Source organism: Sphingomonas kyeonggiensis (assembly GCF_030812785.1).
Lineage (GTDB): Bacteria > Pseudomonadota > Alphaproteobacteria > Sphingomonadales > Sphingomonadaceae > Sphingomonas > Sphingomonas kyeonggiensis_B.
Window position 1 is genome coordinate 388,472 of record NZ_JAUSTJ010000002.1, and the last position, 21,263, is coordinate 409,734.

The 21,263-nt window shown below is 68.3% G+C and carries 21 protein-coding genes; 8 read left to right on the top strand and 13 right to left on the bottom strand.

The genetic code is table 11. The features are described from left to right. Positions 1 to 7: 7 nt before the first annotated feature. The 8 genes from J2W22_RS11275 to J2W22_RS11310 form a co-directional block, all read right to left on the bottom strand. On the bottom strand, positions 8 to 790 hold the full coding sequence (locus J2W22_RS11275; protein WP_307118354.1) for a HesA/MoeB/ThiF family protein: 783 nt from the start codon (positions 788 to 790) through the stop codon (positions 8 to 10). Then, complete coding sequence (locus J2W22_RS11280; RefSeq protein ID WP_307118355.1) at positions 787 to 1,152, bottom strand: hypothetical protein; 366 nt, start codon at positions 1,150 to 1,152, stop codon at positions 787 to 789. The genes J2W22_RS11275 and J2W22_RS11280 overlap by 4 nt, the downstream gene beginning before the upstream one ends. Beyond that, the gene (gene dut, locus J2W22_RS11285) at positions 1,149 to 1,595 is read right to left on the bottom strand and encodes a dUTP diphosphatase (RefSeq protein WP_307118356.1); all 447 of its coding nucleotides are present in this window, start codon (positions 1,593 to 1,595) and stop codon (positions 1,149 to 1,151) included. The genes J2W22_RS11280 and dut overlap by 4 nt, the downstream gene beginning before the upstream one ends. Next, positions 1,595 to 2,407 (bottom strand): alpha/beta hydrolase, encoded by an 813-nt coding sequence (locus tag J2W22_RS11290; RefSeq protein ID WP_307118357.1) that lies wholly within the window; start codon positions 2,405 to 2,407, stop codon positions 1,595 to 1,597. The genes dut and J2W22_RS11290 overlap by 1 nt, the downstream gene beginning before the upstream one ends. Beyond that, positions 2,397 to 3,638 (bottom strand): bifunctional phosphopantothenoylcysteine decarboxylase/phosphopantothenate synthase, encoded by a 1,242-nt coding sequence (locus J2W22_RS11295; RefSeq protein ID WP_307118358.1) that lies wholly within the window; start codon positions 3,636 to 3,638, stop codon positions 2,397 to 2,399. The genes J2W22_RS11290 and J2W22_RS11295 overlap by 11 nt, the downstream gene beginning before the upstream one ends. Continuing rightward, entirely contained in the window at positions 3,635 to 4,750 is a 1,116-nt protein-coding gene (locus J2W22_RS11300) for a hypothetical protein (protein ID WP_307118359.1), read from the bottom strand. Before J2W22_RS11300 ends, J2W22_RS11295 begins: the two co-directional genes overlap by 4 nt. Beyond that, on the bottom strand, positions 4,747 to 6,282 hold the full coding sequence (ubiB, locus tag J2W22_RS11305) for a 2-polyprenylphenol 6-hydroxylase (RefSeq protein WP_307118360.1): 1,536 nt from the start codon (positions 6,280 to 6,282) through the stop codon (positions 4,747 to 4,749). The genes J2W22_RS11300 and ubiB overlap by 4 nt, the downstream gene beginning before the upstream one ends. A 121-nt stretch (positions 6,283 to 6,403) precedes the next feature. After that, positions 6,404 to 7,135: a class I SAM-dependent methyltransferase gene (locus J2W22_RS11310; protein WP_307118361.1), complete on the bottom strand. Its 732-nt coding sequence runs from the start codon at positions 7,133 to 7,135 to the stop codon at positions 6,404 to 6,406. 184 nt (positions 7,136 to 7,319) lie between these two features. On the opposite strand from J2W22_RS11310, the gene mutM reads away from it, so the two are divergent. The 3 genes from mutM to dnaA all read left to right on the top strand — a co-directional run bounded on the left by mutM (position 7,320) and on the right by dnaA (position 10,421). Beyond that, positions 7,320 to 8,129 carry a bifunctional DNA-formamidopyrimidine glycosylase/DNA-(apurinic or apyrimidinic site) lyase gene (gene mutM, locus J2W22_RS11315; RefSeq protein ID WP_307118362.1) on the top strand — a complete coding sequence of 270 codons (810 nt, stop codon included), beginning with the start codon at positions 7,320 to 7,322 and terminating at the stop codon, positions 8,127 to 8,129. A gap of 215 nt (positions 8,130 to 8,344) precedes the next feature. Beyond that, positions 8,345 to 8,608 (top strand): 30S ribosomal protein S20, encoded by a 264-nt coding sequence (gene rpsT, locus J2W22_RS11320; protein ID WP_183994207.1) that lies wholly within the window; start codon positions 8,345 to 8,347, stop codon positions 8,606 to 8,608. 457 nt (positions 8,609 to 9,065) lie between these two features. Beyond that, positions 9,066 to 10,421 (top strand): chromosomal replication initiator protein DnaA, encoded by a 1,356-nt coding sequence (gene dnaA, locus J2W22_RS11325; protein WP_307118363.1) that lies wholly within the window; start codon positions 9,066 to 9,068, stop codon positions 10,419 to 10,421. Between the two features lie 158 nt (positions 10,422 to 10,579). On the opposite strand, the gene J2W22_RS11330 is transcribed toward dnaA, so the two are convergent. The 4 genes from J2W22_RS11330 to secB form a co-directional block, all read right to left on the bottom strand. Further along, the gene (locus J2W22_RS11330) at positions 10,580 to 11,617 is read right to left on the bottom strand and encodes a CAP domain-containing protein (protein WP_307118364.1); all 1,038 of its coding nucleotides are present in this window, start codon (positions 11,615 to 11,617) and stop codon (positions 10,580 to 10,582) included. Between the two features lie 149 nt (positions 11,618 to 11,766). Further along, on the bottom strand, positions 11,767 to 12,756 hold the full coding sequence (trpS, locus tag J2W22_RS11335; protein ID WP_307118365.1) for a tryptophan--tRNA ligase: 990 nt from the start codon (positions 12,754 to 12,756) through the stop codon (positions 11,767 to 11,769). Positions 12,757 to 13,002: 246 nt separating this feature from the next. Then, on the bottom strand, positions 13,003 to 14,571 hold the full coding sequence (gene murJ / locus J2W22_RS11340) for a murein biosynthesis integral membrane protein MurJ (protein ID WP_307118366.1): 1,569 nt from the start codon (positions 14,569 to 14,571) through the stop codon (positions 13,003 to 13,005). Between the two features lie 153 nt (positions 14,572 to 14,724). Beyond that, positions 14,725 to 15,237, bottom strand: a complete 513-nt coding sequence (gene secB, locus J2W22_RS11345; RefSeq protein WP_307118367.1) for a protein-export chaperone SecB — start codon at positions 15,235 to 15,237, stop codon at positions 14,725 to 14,727. Positions 15,238 to 15,367: 130 nt separating this feature from the next. On the opposite strand from secB, the gene J2W22_RS11350 reads away from it, so the two are divergent. The 4 genes from J2W22_RS11350 (at position 15,368) to J2W22_RS11365 (ending at position 19,703) form a co-directional block, all read left to right on the top strand. Continuing rightward, on the top strand, positions 15,368 to 16,042 hold the full coding sequence (locus J2W22_RS11350; protein WP_373422970.1) for a Tim44/TimA family putative adaptor protein: 675 nt from the start codon (positions 15,368 to 15,370) through the stop codon (positions 16,040 to 16,042). Positions 16,043 to 16,053: 11 nt separating this feature from the next. Next, a complete protein-coding gene (mltA, locus tag J2W22_RS11355) occupies positions 16,054 to 17,379 on the top strand; it encodes a murein transglycosylase A (RefSeq protein ID WP_307118369.1) in 1,326 nt (441 codons plus the stop codon). Continuing rightward, entirely contained in the window at positions 17,376 to 17,945 is a 570-nt protein-coding gene (locus J2W22_RS11360) for a Smr/MutS family protein (RefSeq protein ID WP_307118370.1), read from the top strand. The genes mltA and J2W22_RS11360 overlap by 4 nt, the downstream gene beginning before the upstream one ends. An 81-nt stretch (positions 17,946 to 18,026) precedes the next feature. Then, a complete protein-coding gene (locus tag J2W22_RS11365; protein WP_307118371.1) occupies positions 18,027 to 19,703 on the top strand; it encodes a putative bifunctional diguanylate cyclase/phosphodiesterase in 1,677 nt (558 codons plus the stop codon). 37 nt (positions 19,704 to 19,740) lie between these two features. Here the strand turns inward: J2W22_RS11365 and dapE are convergent, their stop codons facing one another. Continuing rightward, positions 19,741 to 20,874: a succinyl-diaminopimelate desuccinylase gene (gene dapE, locus J2W22_RS11370; RefSeq protein ID WP_307118372.1), complete on the bottom strand. Its 1,134-nt coding sequence runs from the start codon at positions 20,872 to 20,874 to the stop codon at positions 19,741 to 19,743. Between the two features lie 61 nt (positions 20,875 to 20,935). On the opposite strand from dapE, the gene J2W22_RS11375 reads away from it, so the two are divergent. Next, complete coding sequence (locus tag J2W22_RS11375) at positions 20,936 to 21,256, top strand: hypothetical protein (RefSeq protein ID WP_307118373.1); 321 nt, start codon at positions 20,936 to 20,938, stop codon at positions 21,254 to 21,256. Positions 21,257 to 21,263 lie beyond the last annotated feature (7 nt).

The following is a 21,263-nucleotide window of genomic DNA, read 5'->3' on the forward strand; positions in this document are numbered from 1 at the left end:
TGGGGCGTCAGCCGCGGTCGGCCTGGTGACGCGGTTCGTGACAGGTCGGGCAGCCCGGATCCTTCGGCAGGGTGAGGGTGCGGAAGCGGAAGGCGAGGGCGTCCACCAGGAGGAGCTTGCCGGCCGGGTCCTCGCCGAAGGGGGCGATGGCGCGGATCGTCTCGAGCGCGGCGAGGCTGCCCATCACGCCGGTGAGCGCGCCGAGCACGCCCTGCTCGGCGCAGCTGATGCCCGGGCGCTCGGGATCATGGCCGACGAAGCAGCGATAGCAGGGCTTGTCGCTCTCCCAGCCGCGGAAGACGCCGAGCTGTCCCTCGAACTCGGAGACGGCGGCGGAGACGAGGGGAGTGCGATGGCGCAGCGCCGCGTCGGCCACCGCTAGCCGGGTGGCGAAATTGTCGCAGCCGTCGAGGATGACGTCGGGCGCGAAGGTCTCGATCAGGGCGTCGGCGTTGCGTGCGTCGATGCGCTGGTCGAAGCCGGTGAAGACGATCTCGGGATTGAGCGCGGCGACGCGGGCGCGGGCCGCCTCGACCTTGGCGCGGCCGACATCGGCGGTGGCATAGAGCGTCTGGCGCTGGAGGTTGGAGAGCGAGACCTGGTCGTCATCGACCGCGCCGAGCGTGCCGATGCCCGCCGCCGCCAGATATTCGATCGCGGGCGAGCCGATCCCGCCCGCGCCGATCACCAGCACGCGCGCGGCCTTCAACCGCATCTGCCCGCCGCCGCCGATTTCGCGCAGCACGATATGGCGGGCGTAGCGCTCCAGCTCCGCGTCGGAGAGAGTCATCTGGTCCAGGTGAAGCTGAGGGTCGTGCGGTACCATTGCTCGGTCGCGCCGGGGCGCGGGAGCAGGTTGTTGCGCGCGAAGCCGGCGGCGAGCGCGGCGGCATATTGCTCGACCGAGGGGCAGGCGATGGCGCGCGGCACGGTGGTGCGGATGCTGCCATTCTCGTCGACCAGCACCGCGACCGCGACTTCGAGCGTGCCGGGCTTGGGCGTGGCGCATCTGCGCAGCTTCACTTCACGCTGGACGAAGGCCTGCATGTCCGGCGTGACGATGGGAGGCGCGCGCCAGGGCAGGGGCGGCAGCGCATCCCAGTTGAGCGGCGATGTCTGCATCGCCGCGGCAAGAAGCAAAAATCCGCTCACGTACCCGTCGATCCGAAGCCCCCGATGCCTCGCGCCGTTTCGTCGAGCGTCCCCACCTCCTCGAGCTCCGCGTGCTGGACCGGCGCGGGCACGAGTTGTGCGATACGGTCTCCGCGCGCGACGGTGAAGGCCGCGTCACCGAGATTGGCGAGGATCACCTTAACCTCGCCGCGATAGTCGCTGTCGATCGTGCCGGGGGTGTTGAGGCAGGTGATGCCGTGCTTGAGCGCGAGGCCCGAGCGCGGGCGGACCTGGACCTCGTAGCCGAGGGGAATCGCCATCGCGAAGCCGGTCGCCACCGCATGGCGAGCGCCGGGGGCGAGCACCACATCCTCGGCCGCGACCACGTCCATGCCGGCGGCGCCCGCGGTGGCATAGGCGGGGAGCGGCAGGCCCTCGCCATGCGGGAGGCGTTGCAGGGCGATACGGATCGGAGCGAGCATCAGGACTTTCCAGGAAGGGCGGCGGCAAGGCGTTGGAGCGCGGAGATCACTTCGGGATCGCCGAGCAGCTCATGGTCCTTGCCGGGGATGATACGATAGTCGGTGGCGATGCCGCGCAGCGACAGCGCCTCGGCGAAGGTCCGCGAGAAGCGCACCGGCGTGGTCTTGTCGTCGGCGCCGACCAGCACCGCGGCACGCAGGCTGGGTGCCATGCCGCCGACCAGCTGTACGGGATCGAGGCTGGTGACGGGGGCGTCCCAGAGCGGCGTCGGCGACACCTTCTTCATGTGCTTGCGCCACTCGGGCAGGGCGCAGGGGCAGGAGACGAGGACGATGCCGTCGACCAGACCGGGATGCGTCGCGGCGAGATCGGCGGCGATCGCGGCACCGCCCGAATGGCCGACCAGCACGGTGCGGGCCAGGGCATAGCGGCGCTGGAGATGGCGGATCGTCGCGGCGACGGCGTTGATCCGGTCGGCGGTGTAATTGTCGCCGGTGGTCTCGCCACGCTCGCCGGGCGAGCGGTGGCCCTGCGGATCCTCGTAGCCGGGGCGCAGCAGCGCGACCGCGATGCTGTCCGGCACCGCTTCCGAGGCGGCGCGGGCAAAGGCGTAGTGATAGTCCGGCTTGGCCGCCGGCGAATCGCCGTGCAGCACGACGATCATCGTGCGGACCTGCTTGGCGGGCGTGTTGCCGAAGCTCTGGCTGTACAGGCTGTTGGCCGGCGCGGGCGGCTCGGCGGGGGTGCCGGTGCGCGGCGTGCAGGCGGCGAGGCTTGCGCCGAGCAGCAGCAGCGCGAGGCTAGAGCGCATCGGCGATACGCTCCGCCAGCCGGCGGGCGACGTCTTGCTTGGGCAGTCTTTCCCAGTGTTCGACACCGTCGGCGGTGACGAGATGGATGGCATTGGCTTCACCGCCCATCACATCGCCCGAAACATCGTTGGCGACAATCCAGTCCGCGCCCTTGCGAGTCCTTTTCGCGACGGCATGATCGACGACCTGCTCGGTTTCCGCGGCGAAGCCCACGACGAGCCCCGGCCGGCGCGGGCTGGCGGCGAGCATGGCGAGGATGTCGGGATTCTCGGACAGGTGGAGCGTGGGCGGGGCGCCGCCTTCCTTCTTGAGCTTCTGCGCGGCCGCCTCGACATGCCAGTCGCCGACCGCGGCGACCATCACCGCGGCATCGGCGGGCAGCGCCTGGGCGACGGCATTGGCCATGTCCTGCGCGGTCTCGACATCGATGCGGGTGACGCCCGGCGGGGTGGCGAGGGTGACGGGGCCGGAGACGAGCGTGACGCGGGCGCCCAGCGCGGCGAGCGCGCCGGCAATGGCATAGCCCTGTTTCCCCGAGGAACGGTTGGCGATGTAGCGCACCGGGTCGATCGGCTCATGGGTGGGGCCGGCGGTGACGAGGATGTGCTTGCCGGTGAGAGTTCCCCTTCCGCTTGCGGGAGGGGTTAGGGGAGGGGCTGTCGTGACGGTGGTATGGGCGGCCACGCCTTCCCCCGACCCCTCCCACAAATTCTGGATCGCCCGCAGGATCGCCTCGGGCTCGGGCAGGCGGCCGGGGCCGTATTCGCCGCAGGCCATCGGGCCCTCGTCGGGCTCGAGGATCGTCACTCCGTCGCCGCGCAGCGTGGCGACGTTGCGGCGGGTGGCGGTGTGCTGCCACATGCGCACGTTCATCGCGGGGGCGGCGAGCACCGGCTTGTCGGTGGCGAGCAGCAGGGTGGTGGCGAGATCGTCGGCGATGCCGGCGGCCATCTTGGCCAGCAGGTCGGCAGTGGCGGGGGCGACCACGACCAGATCGGCCTCGCGGCTGAGCTGGATATGGCCCATCTCGGCCTCGTCCTTGAGATCGAAGAGGTTGGTGTAGACCTGGTTCTCGCTCAGGGCCGCCAGCGTCATCGGGGTGACGAAATGCTGGCCGCCGGCGGTCAGCACGCACTTCACTTCGATCCCGGCCTTGCGGCACAGGCGGATCAGCTCGCACGCCTTGTAGGCAGCGATGCCGCCGCCGACGATCAGGAGGATCTTCTTCATCGTGTGACCTTTGTCACGGTGATCCTGCGCCTGTCGAGCGCCTGGCGGAACAGGTCGCGCAGGACGTCGGGCACGAAGGCGAGGCCGATCAGCGAGAGCGGGGCGACCATCAATGCCCAATAGAAGGTATCGGGCCGCGCGAACAGGCCGAGCGCGACGCCATAGGCGGCGAGGGTGAGGAAGACGCGGCCCGCGGCCTGGTCGCGCCAGCCCGCCCAGCCGAACAGCGCGAGGGTAAAGAGCAGCACCGCCAGCGCCATCGGGAAGAGCTGGAGCGCGCTCGACAGCACCATCGCCTTGGCGAAGAAGCCATAGCCGTGCAGCCCCGCCCAACCGGGCGAGACGGGATCGGCGGCATTGGTGACCTGGCCGACGGCATGGGCGTGGAAGCCGAGCGCGACGGCGAGACAGGCCAGCGCGACCGCCCAGCCGATCGCCTCGCGGCGCTGGCCCTCGAACCAGGCGGTGGCGAGCATGACCAGGGCGAACAGCGCGGCGGTCTCGCGGATCAGCATGGCGATCAGCGCGATGCCGACCGCCTCGATCCAGCGGCCGGGCCGGCGGATGCCGAGGGCGAGGGCGACGAGCAGGCCCGCCCAAATCTCGTGGAACGCCCAGAGATCGGGCTGGACGAAGGCCATCAGCCCGCCGGCGAGCAAGGTGAGGCCGATCGCCACCGGCGGCCAGCGCGTCATCCCCTTGCGCAGCTTCATCGCCCAGACGGCGAAGACCGAGGCGACCAGGGCATAGAGCAGGCCAAGGATAGCCAGGCGCGGGAGGTGCGCCTCGAGCGTGGCCAGGCCGGGCAAGCGGAAGGTGACGAAGGGGCGCAGCGGATAATTGCCGGCACGCAGCGCGTCGGCGGTGACGGCATAGTAATTGCCGCCATGCGCGACGCCGGCGACGATGCTCTCATAGAGGACGACGTCGCTCTGGTCGTCGGCGCGCTTGGCCGGATCGCCGCTCACCGAGGGCGGGCCGGCGGTGACCAAAGCGGTCAGCGAGAGCAGCAGGAACAGGCCGAGAAGGGCGAGCGCGATCCGGGCACGGCCGCGGTTCAGCGCAGCGAAGCGCGTCGGCTCGGCCAGCCACTGGACCGCGGGCAGCTTCACGACAGCAAATACATCATGATCGCCGCGCCGACCGCGCCCGAGAGCACCGCCACCGCCGCATAGCGCCAGCCGCCGACGACGCGGATCCGCTCGATCTCCTTGAGCGGCGGCGCGGGCGGGGCGCCCCCGGGGGCGGGGAAGCGCAGCTCGATGTTGCGGATCAGGTCGGGCAGGCGGGCAAGCGTGCGGATATCCTCGACCAGCCGGTCGGCGATCTTGGCCTCGGGGCCGAGCTCGGTGCGGATCCATTCGCGCACGAACGGGGCCGAGACGTCCCACAGATTGATGTCGGGATCGAGCGTGCGCGCCACACCCTCGACCATCACCATCGTCTTCTGGAGCAGCAGGAGGTGCGGCTGGGTCTGCATGTCGAAGTCGCGCGTGATCGAGAACAGGCCGTCGAGCATCGCGCCCATCGACATGTCCTTGACCGGCAGGCCGCGCATCGGCTCGCCCACGGCACGCAGCGCGGTGGCGAACTCGGCGACATTGTGGTGCGGCGGGACATAGCCCGCCTCGAAATGGATCTCGGCGACGCGCTTGTAGTTGCCGGTGATCAGCCCGTAGAGGATCTCGGCGAGCCAGACGCGGGCGCGCCGGTCGATCCGTCCCATGATGCCGAAGTCGATCGCGGCGATGCGGCCGTCGGGGAGCGCGAACAAATTCCCCTGGTGCATGTCGGCATGGAAGAAGCCCTCAGCAATCGCCTGGCGCAGGAACGCCTTGATCAGCCGGCTGGCGAGGAGGCTCGGGTCATGGCCGGCGGCGACGATGCGGTCGCGGTGCGAGAGCTTGATGCCGTCGATCCACTCGAGCGTCATCACCTTGCCGGTGGTGCGCTGCCAGTCGATCTGCGGGACCATGAAGTCCGGCTCGGCCTGCATGCCCTCGGCCAGCTCCGAGGCGGAGGCGGCTTCGCGGCGCAAGTCGAGCTCGCGCGCGGTCCAGCGCTTGAACGTCTCGATCACCAGGCGCGGGCGCAGGCGCGAGGCCTCACCACCCATCGCCTCGACCTGGGCGGCGGCCCATTCATAGGTGTCGATCGCCTTGGCGAACTCGGTCTCGATGCCCGGGCGCAGCACCTTCACCGCGACCTGGCGGCCGTCGGTGGTGACCGCGCGGTGGACCTGCGCGATCGAGGCGGCGCCGACGGGATGCTCGTCGAACTCGGCGAAGAAGGTCTCGAGCGGGCGGCCGAAGCTGCCCTCGATCCGCTGGCGGATCACCGGGAAGGGGAGCGGCGGCAGCGCGTCCTGCAGGCGGAGCAGGTCATGTGCGGCCTCGTCGCCGACCAGGTCGGGGCGAGTGGCGAGCGTCTGGCCGAGCTTGATCGCGGCGGGGCCGATCGCCTGGAAGGCATCGGCATAATGCGGAACCCTGGGCACGCGCGCGCCGAAGCGGGCGATGCGCGCCACGCGGCGCACGGGCCTGGGCGTGTGCGGATCCTGCTCGATACCGCGCAGCGCGCCGTGGCGCGCGAGGATGCGGCCCCATTTGAGCAGGCGCCAGAGGTGGATGGCGGGGGCGGTCACCTGTTCCCCTTCCGCTTGCGGGAGGGGCTAGGGGAGGGGAAGCAATGACGGGCCGGGCTTTTTCTCAGGCCCTCCCCCGACCCCTCCCGCAAGCGGAAGGGGAGCAGAAGAAGAGAAGCCATCAAATCTTCCAGCCCGAATGGATCGCGACCAGCCCGCCGAGCAGCGGCTCGACCTTGGTCTGGGTGAAGCCGGCCTCGCGGATCATCCGCTCGAACTCGGGCATCTTCGGGAAGCGGCGGATCGATTCGATCAGGTAGCGATAGCTGTCCGCATCGCCCGCCAGCATCTGGCCGAGCTTGGGGACGAGCTTGTGCGAATAGGCGTCGTACACCTCGGCGAAGCCCGGCCATTGGGTGGTCGAGAACTCCAGCACGAACAGCCGGCCGCCGCGCTTCAATACGCGGTGCGCCTCGCGGAGCGCCTTGGGGATGTCGGTGACGTTCCGGATGCCGAAGGCGATGGTGTAGGCGTCGAAGAACTTGTCGGGCCATTGCAGCGTCTCGGCATTGGCCTCGCTCCACACCAGCCCGTCGATCCCGCGCTCGGCGGCGCGCTCGACGCCGACGGCGAGCATCTCGGGATTGATGTCGGCGACGGTGATCGCCGCGCCCGAAGGGGCCATGCGGAAGGCGATGTCGCCGGTGCCGCCGGCCATGTCGAGGATATGCTCGCCTTCGCGTGGCTTCACCCGGCGGACGAACTTGTCCTTCCACAGGCGGTGCAGGCCGCCCGACATGGCATCGTTCATCAGGTCGTATTTGGCCGCGACGCTGGAGAAGACCTCGCCGACGCGGCGGGTCTTTTCCTCGGGGGCCACGTCTTCGTAGCCGAAGGAGACGGTGTCGGTCATGCGAGCGGCTCTAGCGTTGGAAATTTCCCACGTCATCGCCTTTAAACTCGTCATCCCCGCGAAGGCGGGGATCCAGGGTAACAGAGCCATGTCCTTGGTGACTCTGGATCCCCACCTTCGCGGGGATGACGGAGGGGAAGGGCGGGGGATGACGAAGCGGGGCTTGGCGCGTTAGGGAAGCGCCATGCCAGAACTCCCCGAAGTAGAGACCACCGTCCGCGGGCTGGAGCCCGTGCTCAAGGGCGAGACGATCACGCGCGTCACCCTGCACCGCGGCGATTTGCGCCGGCCCTTTCCGGAGGGATTGGGCCAGCGGCTGACCGGCGCGACCGTGACAGCCATGGGCCGGCGGGCGAAATACGGGCTGATCGAGACGAATCGCGGCGACACGCTGATCTTCCATCTCGGCATGTCCGGGCGCTGGCGGATCGATCCGGGCGAGATCGGCAAGCATGATCATATGGTGCTGGAGACGCAGCATCACCGGCTGGCGCTCAACGATCCGCGGCGATTCGGCTCGGTCGACCTGGTGCCGACCGCCGAGCTGGCCGCCTGGCCGTCCTTCGTCGCGCTGGGGCCTGAGCCGCTGGGGCCGGACTTCAACGCCGCGCATCTCGCGCGGATGTTCAAGGACCGAGTGGCGCCGGTGAAGGCGCTGCTGCTCGACCAGCGCGTGGTGGCGGGGCTGGGCAACATCTATGTGTGCGAGGCGCTCTATATCGCGCGCATCTCGCCGGTCCGGGAAGCCGGAACGATCAGCAGGGCACGGCTGGAGAAATTGGTCATGGCGATTCGCGACGTGCTGGAGAGCGCGATCGCGGCCGGCGGCTCGACGATTCGCGATTATGCGCAGCCCGACGGCGAGCTTGGCTATTTCGCCAAGGAATGGCGGGTCTATGGGCGGGAAGGCGAGCCGTGCGGTTGTGGCGGGCTGGTCGAGCGGCGTGTCGATTCGGGCAGGTCGACCTTCTGGTGCCCGCGGTGCCAGAAATGAAAGGGAGCCGTCATCCCGGCGAAAGCCGGGATCTCGTGCGGCTCCTGCCCCGCGCCTTCGCCTGAGATCCCGGCTTTCGCCGGGATGACGGACTTGGCTCGGGATGCGCGCAAGACGGTTGACCCGAATCACCTGTGGGGTTAAGGGGCCCGTCTTTCCGGGCGTGGCGGCATGTTCCCCGCGCCCTAAACATTTCGAGCTAGGAACGACACGGCATGGCGAATACGCCGCAAGCGAAGAAGCGTATCCGGCGCAATGCGCGCCGCGCGGAGATCAACGGCACCCGCGTGAGCCGTATCCGCACCTTCGTGAAGAAGGTCGAGTCGGCCCTTGAGGCCGGCGACAAGACTGCGGCTGCTGCCGCGCTCGCCGCTGCGCAGCCGGAAATGGCCCGCGGCGTTGCCAAGGGCGTGCTTCACAAGAATACGGCTTCGCGCAAGTTCGCGCGTCTGAACAAGCGCGTCGAAGCGCTGGCATAACCGTAACTTTTCCGTAACAAAGCCCCGCGGGACCCCGGTTCCGCGGGGTTTTTGTCGTGTCCGAAAGGGCTTGCGGAACGAATCGTGGTTAGTGTTCTGGAACCCTGAGATTCGCGCGAGTCGCAGTGTCTTGGACTTGCAATAATCTGAAGAAGCCAGTGTTTTCATGGGTTTGTTAGATAGTGCCCACGGTTTTCCGTGGGTTACGGCGAGTCAACAAAACTATTTCAGTATCTTTACAGCCGACCCCCTTGATCGACTCAGAAAGGGGTTCCTAAAACAGACCTCCCAGGCGAGCTCTCGCCGGGGTGTTAGCGAAGCCCTCTACACAGGGACCGGGGATGTCCGGTGTCGGGGGGCCTCTTGTCGGATTGAATTGGCGCGCGGGATGCAGCTGCTTCCCGCGAAGGAGGGGTGCGTCAGGGTGACTCAGGTTCAGGCCTTGGATCGGGACGGAATGGAAGCTGCGGTTGCCAAGGCTTGGTCGCATGTGCGCGCTAATCTGCGGCGCTCTGCGGGCCAGCGCCTGTTCGACCAGTGGCTCAAGCCGGTCGTCCTGATCGAAGGCAGCAATGCCGATGTGGTCCGTCTTGGCCTGCCCTCGGCGTTCATGACGCAGTGGGTGAAGAACCACTATGCCGAGCGGCTGCTGCTCGAGTTCCGGGGCCAGATCCCGGCGGTGCGCGCCGTGTCGATCGAAACGGTGGCGGAAGAGCCCAAGCGCGTCCTGAGCGCGGCACCGGCGGCGCCGGTTGCCGATTCGGCGCCGGTGGCGGCCGCCGCGGTCGAGCGCCCGCAGTTCGACCAGCGCTTCACCTTCGAGCGATTCGTCATCGACGCGACCAACCGCGTCGCCTGCAACGCCGCCAAGGCGATGGCGCAGCCGGGCGCGCCGCAGTTCAGCCCGCTCTACCTCCATGCCGGCACGGGCCAGGGCAAGACGCACCTGATGTACGCGATCGGTCATGCGTTCCTGGATGCGAATCCGGAAGCGACCGCGATCTACGTGACCGCCGAGCGCTTCATGTTCGAGTTCGTGCAGGCATTGCGCAACAAGGACACCCACGCGTTCAAGGCGCGGCTGCGCTCGGTCGATCTGCTGATGATCGACGACCTGCAGTTCATCGGCGGCAAGGACGCGACGCAGCAGGAATTCTTCCACACGGTCAACGAGTTCATGTCCTCGGGCAAGCGACTCGTGATCGCCGCCGATCGTGCGCCCCAGGCGCTCGAGGGCTTCGAGCCGCGCCTGGCCGGCCGTCTCGGCTCGGGCCTGGTCGCCGACATCAAGCCGGCCGAGCTCGAACTGCGCCGCGCGATCGTCGGCCGCAAGCTGCTCGACATGCCGGCGGTGAGCATGCCGCACGAGGTGATGGACCTGCTCGCCGCGCGAATCACCACCAATGTCCGCGAGCTCGAGGGTGCGCTCAACCGTCTGGTCGCCTATGCCCAGCTCAACAGCGAAGTGATCACGATCGACTTCGCCACCAATGTGCTCGGCGAAGTGCTGCGCTCGGCCCAGCGCCGAATCACGATCGACGAGATCCAGCGCGCGGTCTCGGCGCATTTCGAGGTGAAGCAGATCGACCTGATCTCCGAGCGCCGCGCCGTGGCGATCGCCCGGCCGCGCCAGATCGCGATGTATCTGGCCAAGCGGCTGACCACGCGCTCGCTGCCGGAGATCGGGCGGAAGTTCGGCAATCGCGACCATTCGACCGTGATCCACGCGGTGAAGCGCATCGAGGATTTGCGCGCCAAGGACGTGGAGATCGACACCGCCGTGCGCACGCTGATGCGCACGCTGGAGGGCTAACAGGCTGTAATCCCGCTCCTTTCAGGGGCGGGCGGGGTGGAGGAGCTGAGAGCGGGGCAACGCAGATCGGTCACGCCTCCACCCTTCAAAACGGAAAGGCCGGGGCTCCCAGGGAGCTCCGGCCTTTTTGTCTAGACATAAGCGGGATACGGTTTCCCTCAGGGCACCAGCCGGAAATAATAGCTGTAGTTGCGCGCGGCGCCGCCAACGACGACGTTGCTGATCGTCACGTCATAGGTCGTGTTCGCCGCGAGCCCGGACACGCTCCATTGCAGGTTGTTGGGCAGGCCATAGCCTTCATTGTCGAACGAGATGTTCGACACGGTGAGCGCCGCGCCGCCGCGGACGCGGACGGCGATCGTCGCACCCGAGAAATTGACCTGCTGGTTGGAGCCGAAGTTCGAGCTCTTGTTGGCGATCACCCCGAAGGAGAGCAGCGCCCCGTTCTCGAAATAGCGCGCCGGGTAATCCTCGAACGGATAGGCGACATAGTCGGGCAGCGGACCGGCGGTGTTCTGGGTGGAATTGATCACCTTGATCGAGGCGCCGTCGGCCCGGTTATTCGTCTGCCACACTCCGGCGACGCGGCCATAGGCGATGGTCGAGAGGAAGGGGTAGAGCAGCCAGCGGCGATGGCCGATATTGTTCGCGGTGATGTTGTTGGTGTCGGTGAGCCAGCCGATCAGGATGTCGGCATCCTGCGAATAGCGCAGCCCGCCCGTGCCCAGATAGATGTTGCTCTGCCCTGCCGCGGTGGCGCCAGCGCTGGTGTAGCAGTTCCAGCTGCTTGGCGGGAAATGGCTGAGCGCGCCATTGGCGGCCATCATCAGCGCCGATTGCTGGACGGCGGGCTCGTCGGCCGAGGCATAGGTGACGGCGGGCAGGCGGTGATGTGCGCGGATATCGTTGAGCGTCGCCAGCACGCGCGCGCCGACCTCGGCCTTGAGCGTGCCCGCCTGGCAGGCGGCGATGTTCGGCTGGGCGCTGTAGAGCAAGGCGACCGAGCTGAGGAAATCGGAGCCGGTGGCGGGCTCGTTGCTGGTCGGGGTGGGGGTTGCCGTCGGCGAAGGCGTGGGCGTCGTGGTGGGCGTGGGGGTCGGCGTCGGCGTGACGACGGTGCCGCCGTCCGAGCCTCCGCCGCCGCTGCAGGCCGCGATCGCGCTCCCGAGAAGAAGCAGGGGGATCAGTCTACGCATCAAGCACTCTCCGGCACAGAAACCCGGCGGTACCTGTAACTGTTCCCTCCTTGGAGTTCGGTAAATTCCGGGGAGGGAAGTGCCTTTGCATGCGCTTTTCTATCGTCATCCCCGCCTTCGCGGGGATGACGAAGCAGTAAGGGTGGGGATTAAACCTGCAACCCGACCGCCTTCTGCGCGGCGAGCAGCGTCGGTGCGGCGAGTTCGCTTGCGCGCGCCGCACCCTTGGCGAGCTGCGCGCCGACGGCCTCGCGGTCGCCCAGCAGCTGGTTGAGCCGCGCGCGCACCGGCGAGAGCGTCGCGATGGCGAGGTCGGCCAGGGCCGGCTTGAACGACCCGAAGCCCTGGCCGGCGAACTCGGCGATCACCGACTGGGGATCGCGGTCCGACAGCGCGGCGAAGATCGTCACCAGGTTCTTCGCCTCGGGCCGCTCGGCGAGCGCGTCGAACGAATCGGGCAGCGGCTCGGGATCGGTCTTCGCCTTCCTGAACTTCTGCGCGATCGTATCGTCATCGTCGGACAGGTTGATGCGCGACAGGTCCGAGGGATCGGACTTGGACATCTTGGCGCTGCCGTCGCGCAGCGACATGATCCGCGGTGCGGCCTTGGAGATGAACGGCTCGGGCAGCGGGAAGAGATCGACCTCATAGTCGGTGTTGAACTTGGTGGCGATGTCGCGGGCCAGCTCGAGATGCTGCTTCTGGTCCTCACCCACCGGGACGTGCGTCGCCTTGTAGACGAGGACGTCCGCCGCCTGGAGCACCGGATAGGTGAACAGGCCGACGGACGCTCCTTCACGATTCTTGCCCGCCTTGTCCTTCCACTGGGTCATGCGGTTCAGCCAGCCCATGCGCGCGGTGCCGTTGAGGATCCAGCACAGCTCGGCATGCGCGGGAACGCGCGCCTGGTTGAACAGGATGGCGCGATCGTCGACGCCCGACGCCATCAGCGTCGCGGCCATCTCGATCGTCGAATTGGCGAGCTCCTGCGGCGAGATATTGCCCGTCAGCGCATGGAGATCGGCGAGGAAGAAGAGGCACTCCCCCTGGTCCTGCATCGCCACCCACTGCTTGATCGCCCCGAGATAGTTGCCGAGGTGGAGATTGCCGGTGGTCTGGATGCCGGAGACGACACGCATGTTCATTCCTTCCACGCCCGGGCTGACCGTTCGGCCTTTGGACGGGCCGCGGGTCCGAGACGGCGGGGACGCAGCCGCACGATGATGTCAGGGACGGGGGCGTCCTAGTCGAAGGGTATCGCGAGGGTAAGACCTATTCCGTCATCCCGGCGAAAGCCGGGATCTCAGGCGAAGGCGCAGGGAAGGAGCCGCACGAGATCCCGACTTTCGTCGGGATGACGGCTTGGGGTGGAGGGCGATTAGGGGTCAGACGCGCCTGCGTCGCACCAATGCCTTGAGGTCCGAAACCCGGAAAGCCCGCGTCACGAAACAGGCGACGGCATAGATCGCCACGCCGGCGCCGACCAGCACCACCAGTGCCGCGTAACGCTGCCAGAGCTGTCCGCTCAGCCACGGATCGAGCAGCCGGTCGAAGCCGAAGATCGCGGCGCCCATCAGCAGCGCGGCGAGCGCGAGGCGGGGGAGGCGGCGCTTGAGCTGGGCGTCGGCGATGAAATGGCCGCGCTTCCGCAACTCGGCATAGAGCATCCAGACATTGACGGTGGACGACAGCGCGGTCGCCAGCGGCGGGCCGATATGGCCGATCAGCGGGATCAGCGCGAGATTGGCGACGATGTTCACCGCAACCGAGATGGTGGCGAAACGCACCGGGGTCTTCGTGTCCTGCCGTGCGTAGAAGCCGGGGGTGAGCACCTTGACCAGCACATAGCTGGGCAGGCCGATCGAGAAGCCGGCCAGCGCCCAGGCGCACTTCACTGTGTCGTCGGCGGTGAAGTGGCCGTACTGGAACAGCCCGCGGACGATCGGCTCGGCGGCGACGATCAGCGCGACCATCGCGGGCAGGGTGAGGAACAGCGCCAGCTCCATGCCGCGATTCTGCGTCTCCATCGCCTCCGCCTCCTTGCCGGCACCGAGCAGGCGCGAGACGGTGGGGAGCAGGATGGTGCCGAGGCCGATGCCGATCATGCCGAGCGGCAACTGGTTGAGCCGGTCCGCGTAGTAGATGAACGAGATCGAGCCCTCGCCGAGCAGATAGCCGGAGAGCGCGGTGGAGATGACGAGGTTGAGCTGGACCGCCCCGGCGCCGAGCGCGGCGGGGAGGATCAGCTTCATCAGCCTTTTCACCTCGGGATCGAGCCGGGGCAGGCGGGGGCGCAGCGACACGCCGGCGGCGCGGCAGGCGAACCACAGCCAGAGCAGCTGGATCAGGCCGCCGATCGGGATCGAGATCGCCTGGGCGCGCGCCGTCTCCTCGGGCGTGCCGTGGAAGACGAACAGGGCGGTCACCATCGCGACGTTGAGCAGGATCGGCGCGGCGGCATTGACCCAGAATTTGTCGAGCGAATTGAGCAGGCCGCCGAGCAGGGAGGCCAGGCAGATCAGCATCAGATAGGGGATGGTGATCCGGCTCAGCTCGACCGCGAAGGCGAATTGCTCGTGCGTCGGCGCCTGTTTGTGGAAGCCGCCCGAGAGCAAGGCGGTGAGCGGCCATGCGGCGGCGAGCATCACCACCGTCATCACCGCCAGGAAGGTGAACAGCACCGCCAGGGTGCGCTCGGCGAAGTCGAAGGCCGGCCCGCGCTCGCCGTCATGCTCGGCGAGCTTGCGGTTGAACATCGGGATGAACGCCGAGGAGAAGGCCCCTTCCGCGAAGAAGGCGCGAAACATGTTGGGCAGACGGAAGGCGACGAGGAACGCGTCCGAGGCGAAATTCGCGCCGACATAGCGCGCCTGGAGCGAATCGCGGACCAGCGCGAGGATGCGGCTGGCGAGGGTGAGCCCGCCGACCGAGCCGAGGCTGCGGGCGAGCTTCATGCCGCTTCCGTCATCCCCGCGAAAGCGGGGACCCAGCTCGGAGAGAGGCCGCGAGCAACCGCGGCAGTGCCGGTGGATAGTACGGGAGATGGGCCCCCGCTTTCGCGGGGGTGACGATCAGGGGTCACGAGGCCCAGTCTCCCGACTATCGGATCAGGCTTCGCCTGCCACTTCGCCGGTCAGGCCCGACTCGTTGGCCGCGCGCTGCTGGAGATAGATGCCGCCGAAATCGATCGGCTCGAGCATCAGCGGCGGGAAGCCGCCGTCGCGCACCGCGTCGGCCAGCACGCGGCGGGCGAACGGGAAGAGCAGGCGCGGGGCCTCGCCGAGCAGGAAGCCGTCGAGCGCCTCGCCCTCGGGCACGTTGCGGATGCCGAACAGGCCGGCGTACGACAGGTCGACGATGAACGCGGTCTGGCTCTCGGCGGTGGCGCGCACTTCGATCTTGAGCACGACTTCGAACACCTCGTCGGCGACCTTGCCCGAGCCGATGTTGAACTGCACGTCGATCGCAGGCGCGGTCTGGCTCTGGAAGATGGCCGGGGCGTTCGGATTCTCGAACGAGAAGTCCTTCACATATTGCGACAGCAGGCCGGCGGCCGGGGTGGTGTCCTCACCGTTGGCTGCGGGCTCGCCGAATCCGGCGATCGTGTCGTTCTCGGCCATTACAAAATCCTCTTTTCGGAAAGTTTCGCGCTATTGAAGCGTTGGATCGGCTGCGCGCCTAGCAGGCGGGCGCAACGGTTTCAATTGCCCCCGGTTTTGGCCGGATTTGAAACCGGCGCCGCTTGGGCCTATGTTAACCGGCGAAGCGTTTGGAGGCGTAGTGTACACGATAATCCTGTTCGCAATGGTGGCCGGCTTTTTGGCACTCCGACTCTATGCCGTGCTCGGCAAGCGCACCGGCCATGAGCAGGCATTGCCCAAGCCGAGCGAGGAGCGCGTGGCGGTGCCGCCTGCGGCCCGCACCATCGACCAGACCCCCGACGTGCGCGAAGCCAGCGCCCGGGTGATCGGCAACGGTGCGGAATCGGGCCTGAAGGCCGTGATCGCCGCCGATTCCAGCTTCGACGTCGCCCAGTTCGTCGATGGCGCCAAGAGCGCGTACAAGATGATCCTCGAGGCCTTCTGGAAGGGCGACGAAGAGACGCTGGCCTGGCTGGTGGAGGACGATGTCCGCGCCGGCTTCGCCCAGGCGATCGCCGACCGCAAGGCCGCCGGCCATGTGCTGGACAACCGGCTGGTCGCGATCGAGCGCGCGCTGATCTCGGACGCCGTGGTGGAGGGCAAGACCGCCCGCATCACCGTGCGCTTCGATGCCGATATCGCCGCGGTGACCCGTGATGCCGAGGGCAATGTGGTCGCCGGTTCGCTGAGCGACGCAGTCGAGACCCACGACATCTGGACCTTCGCGCGGAACCTGCGCAGCGACGATCCCAACTGGAAGCTCGTCGAGACCGACGAAGCCTGAAGAGGGCCATTATGCGAATCTGGGGGGGAGTCGCGCTCGCGGCGCTGCTGAGCGCCTGTTCGGGCGGCGTGGTGCCGCATTCGGTCGAGCCGGGGTATAATCCGCCGCCGCGCAATGTGCCGCGCGAGACGCCGCGCGAGAACCCGCGGATCTCCGAGCCGCATGGCAATCCCGCCGTGCGCCAGCCGATCCCGGCGACGCCGCTGGCCGCGCTTCCGGCACCGGCCGCGCCTGCCGGCACGCTCACCGCTTCCTCGGCCGGGCTGCTCGCCGGGCCTTCGTTCGATTCGCTGCCGCTGAGCGACGACGGCGCGGCGCGCGCGCTGGTCGCCTATCGGCTGAGCTGCCCCTCGCTGGTGCGCCGCACCGATGCGAGCGGGCTGACCCAGGGGCGCGACTGGCAGGCTTCGTGCGACGCCGCGAAGACCTGGCCCGAGCGCGATGCGCGGGCCTTCTTCGCGCGCTGGTTCGAGACGGTGCAGGTCGCCGACGGCAAGGCGCAGGCGACCGGCTATTACGAGCCTGAGATCGCCGGATCGCGGCATCGCCGCTCGGGCTATGAAGTGCCGGTCTATGCCAAGCCGGACGACATCATCGAAGTCGATCTCGGCCAGTTCTCGGCGGACATGAAGGGCAAGAAGATTCGCGGCCGGGTCGCGGGCAAGACCTTCCTTCCCTATTACGACCGCAAGGACATCGACCAGGGCGCGCTCGACGGGCGCGGGCTGGAGATCGCCTGGGCGGCGGATCCGATCGAGCTGTTCTTCCTGCAGATCCAGGGATCGGGACGGCTGCGCGGGCCGAACGGCGAAGTGATGCGCATCGGTTTCGCCGGGCAGAATGGCCGCGAATATGTCGGCATCGGCGCGCTGATGCGCGAGCGCGGGCTGCTCCAGCCGGGCAAGGCCTCGATGCAGGGCATCATGGAATATCTCCGCACGCATCCCGAGGAGGGGCGCGACATCATGTGGGAGAACAAGAGCTATGTGTTCTTCCAGGAGCTGAAGGGGGCGGGGCCGAACGGCTCGCTCGGGCTGCCGGTGACCGGGCAGGTGAGTGCCGCGGTCGATCCCAGGTTCATTCCGCTGGGCGCGCCGGTGTTCCTCTCGATGGACCGGGCCGAGGCGAACGGGCTGTGGATCGCGCAGGATACCGGCGGGGCGATCAAGGGCAGCAACCGGGTCGATACCTTCTGGGGTGCGGGCGATGACGCGCGGGCGATCGCGGGCGGGATGAATGCGCGCGGCACCGCCTGGCTGCTGCTGCCGGTGGGCACGCTCAGCCGGCTGGGCGGCGCGCCGATCGCCACGGTGCCGACGCCCAGCCGCCAGCGGTGAGGCGCCTCGCGCCCGAGGAAGCGGCGCTGTGGAAACGCGTGATCGCCAGCGTGACGCCGCTCGAGGCGCGTCCGGTCAAGTCGGTCGAGGCGATCGAGAAATCCGCGACGCCTGCGCCTGTTCCGGTGCCGGGGGCGCCCAAGGTGAAGGGGCGGGTGCCGCCGCCGCGGATTGCCGCACCTGCGCCGGCCAGGCCCGCGCGCGGGCAGGCGGTCAACACGCTCGACGCCTCCTGGGACCGGCGGCTGGGGCGCGGGCTGGTCTCGCCCGAATCGACCGTCGACCTGCACGGACACACGCTTTCCTCGGCCTATGACCGGCTCGATTTCGGGCTGGAGGCGGCGCTGGCGCGCGGCGACCGGGTGCTGCTGCTCGTCACCGGCAAGCCGCCGCGGCCGGAATCCGAGCGCCCGCATGCCCGCGGCGCGATCCGCGCGGCGGTGGGCGACTGGCTCGCCGCATCGCGCTTCTCGGATCGTATCGCTGCCGTAAGAACCGCGCATTCCCGCCACGGCGGGACCGGAGCCCTCTATATAGTCCTGCGTCGGCCCCGAGAGAAATCTTAACCTCTCTCTGCGAATGATCGTCCCCGGGTCGCCGCCGGTTTTTCCGGCCGGCGAGGGATTCTGGGGGACGGGCGGAGCATAGTGGAAGGATTCTCGCTCAAGAGCCGTGCGATAGCCTTTGCGATGTGCGCCGGTGCCGTGGCGTTCATCCTCGCCTTGGCTGCCGCCTCCACACCGGGCATGATCAGCGTCGAGAGCGCCGGACGGGCGTTGATCGCCGCGATCGTCTGCGGCGTGATGTGCTGGGCCTCGGCCGAGCGCAGCATCGCCTCTACCGCCGAAGCCATCGACGCCGCGATCGAGCGCCTCCAGGGTGCCGCCAATGGCGATCTGCAGAGCGGCATCCCGCCCCAGGTGCATGAATCGGTGCCGACGCTGGCGCGGGCGATGGACGGGCTGTTCCGCCAGCTCCACGCCAATCTGGAGAGCGTCCAGCGGCTCGCGATGTTCGATCCGGTGACCTCGCTGCCCAACCGCACCAATTTCCGCCGCACCGCCGAGCGGATGCTCGCCGACCTGCCGCCGGGCAATATCGCGGTGCTCTATTTCATCGATCTCGACCGCTTCAAGCATGTCAACGACACGCTGGGCCATGCCACGGGCGATGCGCTGCTCGCCATGGTGGCCAACCGGCTGCGTGCTGTCGCCGACCGTTTCGCCGCCGAGGCCGATGCCCGGCCGCCGCTGATCGGGCGCCTTGCCGGCGACGAGTTCACCATGTTCTTCCCGACGCTGCGCAACGTGCGCGACGCCGAGCGGATCGGCCGCGGTATCCTTTATGCCCTGTCCGAGCCGTTCGACCTGGCCGACCAGGAAGTGTCGATCGGCGCCTCGATCGGCATCGCGCTGCGCCCCGAGCACGGCACCACGCTGCACGACCTGATGCGTGCCGCCGACGCCGCCATGTACCATGCCAAGGCGATGGGCCGCGGCCGTGCCGAGCATTTCACCGAGATCCTCGCCGCCGAGATCGCAGACCGGGCGCGGCTGGAGAGCGACCTGCGCGAGGCGGTGGACAAGGACCAGTTCACCCTGGTCTACCAGCCCCAGGTCTCCGCCGCCGACGGCCGCATCGTCGCTGCCGAGGCGCTGCTGCGCTGGCGCCATCCGGACGGGCTCAAGATGCCGGGCACCTTCATCCAGCGCGCCGAGGAGACCGGCCTGATCGTCGAGATCGGCGAATGGGTGGTCGAGAGCGTCGCCGAGACGATCTCGCGCTGGGGGCGGCTCGGCATCCAGCAGCGGCTCGCGGTCAACATCAGCCCGCGCCAGCTCGACCATGCCAGCTTCTTCCGCAAGCTGCGCGAGGCGATGCTGGCGGCCAATGCGCCGGCGAGCCTGCTCGAGTTGGAGATCACCGAGACGCTGGCGATGCATTGCTCGAGCGAAGTGCTCGAGGCGATCGCGCTGCTGCGCCACGACGGTGCGACCATCGCCATAGACGATTTCGGCACCGGCTATTCGAACATCGCGCGGCTGCGCAAGCTGCCGATCGACCGGATCAAGCTCGATCGCAGCCTGATCGAGCATGTCGCCGACAGCGCCGATGCGCGGACCATCGCCCAGGCGCTGATCGGGCTGATCCACGGCCTGAATTGCGAGGCGGTGGCCGAGGGCATCGAGAGCGAGGCCCAGGCCACGGTGCTGCGCGTCATCGGCTGCGACATCCTTCAGGGCTATGCCGTGGCGACGCCGATGGAGGAGGAGGCCTTCCTCGAATGGGCACGGGGCGTGGAACCGCAGCGGATCGCGGGGTAACAACTCCCCGTCATCCCCGCCTTCGCCGGGATGACGATTAGGCGGCGAAAGCCCGCTTCAGGATTTCCGCATAGACATCCGTCAGCGCTTCCAGGTCGGCCAGGGCCACCGCCTCGTCTAGCTTGTGCATCGTCGCGTTGAGCAGGCCGAACTCCACCACCGGGCAGAGCTTCGAGAGGAAGCGCGCATCCGAGGTGCCGCCGGTGGTCGACAGCTCCGTCTCGACGCCCAGCCGGTCGCGGATGGCGCCGGAGATCAGCGTGGAGAGCTCTCCGGGCTCGGTGAGGAAGGCCTCGCCATAGACGCGGCCCTTCACGATCCCCAGCGGCGCGTGGCGCTGCACGATCTCCTCGATCCGGGCGATCAGGTCGGGGCCATATTGCTGGTCGTTGAAGCGGATGCTGATCCGCGCCCTGGCCTCGCCGGGAATGACGTTGGTGGCGGGATTGCCCACGGTCAGATCGATGATCTCGATGTTCGAGGGCTGGAACCAGGCATTGCCCTCGTCCAGCACGATCGCGTCGATCTCGGCGAGCGCGCGGACGAGGCGCGGGACCGGGTTGTCGGCAAGGTGAGGATAGGCGACATGGCCTTGCCGGCCCGGCACGGTGATGTCGATCACCGTCGAGCCGCGGCGGCCGATCTTGATCATGTCGCCGAGCCGGTGCTGCGAGGTGGGCTCGCCGACCAGGCAAAGGTCCGGCAGCAGTCCGCGCTCCGCCATCCGCTCGATGAGCCGGGGGGTGCCATAGGTGGCGGGGCCTTCCTCGTCGCCGGTGATGATCAGCGTGGTCACGCCGCTCTCGACCCGCGCCGCCGCGGCGGCGAAGGCGGCGATCGCGCCCTTCATGTCGACCGCGCCGCGCCCATAGAGCAGGTCGCCGCGCACTTCGGGCTGGAAGGCGTCGCTGGTCCAGCCCTGACCCGGCGGCACCACGTCGAGATGGCCGGCAAAGGCAAAGTGGCGCCCGCTGGTGCCCCGCACCGCCAGCAGGTTCTCCACCGGCCCCTCGGGCGCCTCGCCCTCGATGAAGCGCTCGACTCTGAAGCCGAGCGGGAGCAGCGCCGCCTCCAGCACGTCGAACACGCTGCCACGCGCGGGGGTGACGCTTTCGGCGGCGATCAGGGCCTTGGTGAGTTCGATGACGTCGGGCAAGATGGTCTCCGGCATTGGTGGAGGTGGCATTGCCCAAGCGCGACGAGGATACAATCCCAGCCTGGTGGATCGGCGCATGACGCTGCTGCTGTTCGTAGCGCTTCTGATGCCTGGCCAGGAAGCGGCGCCAACGCCCACGCGAGGCCTTTGCCGGCTGACCGGCATCAAGGTCGAGATGCTTGCGGACTCCGAGACGCTCGCCCGTGGCCGATACCGTACCGCGGAGGACCAGCGCGTCGGCGAGGCGCGACATGCCATGCTGGAGAAGCTGGCGGCAGCGCTGAAGACCCGGTTCGGCACCGCGCAGCCATCGCGCGTCGAGCTTCAGCGCAGCGACAGTCTCGACAATGACGCGATGCTCAGTCTTGCGGCGGCGTGCCGCGACCTGCCCCAATAGGTGCCGA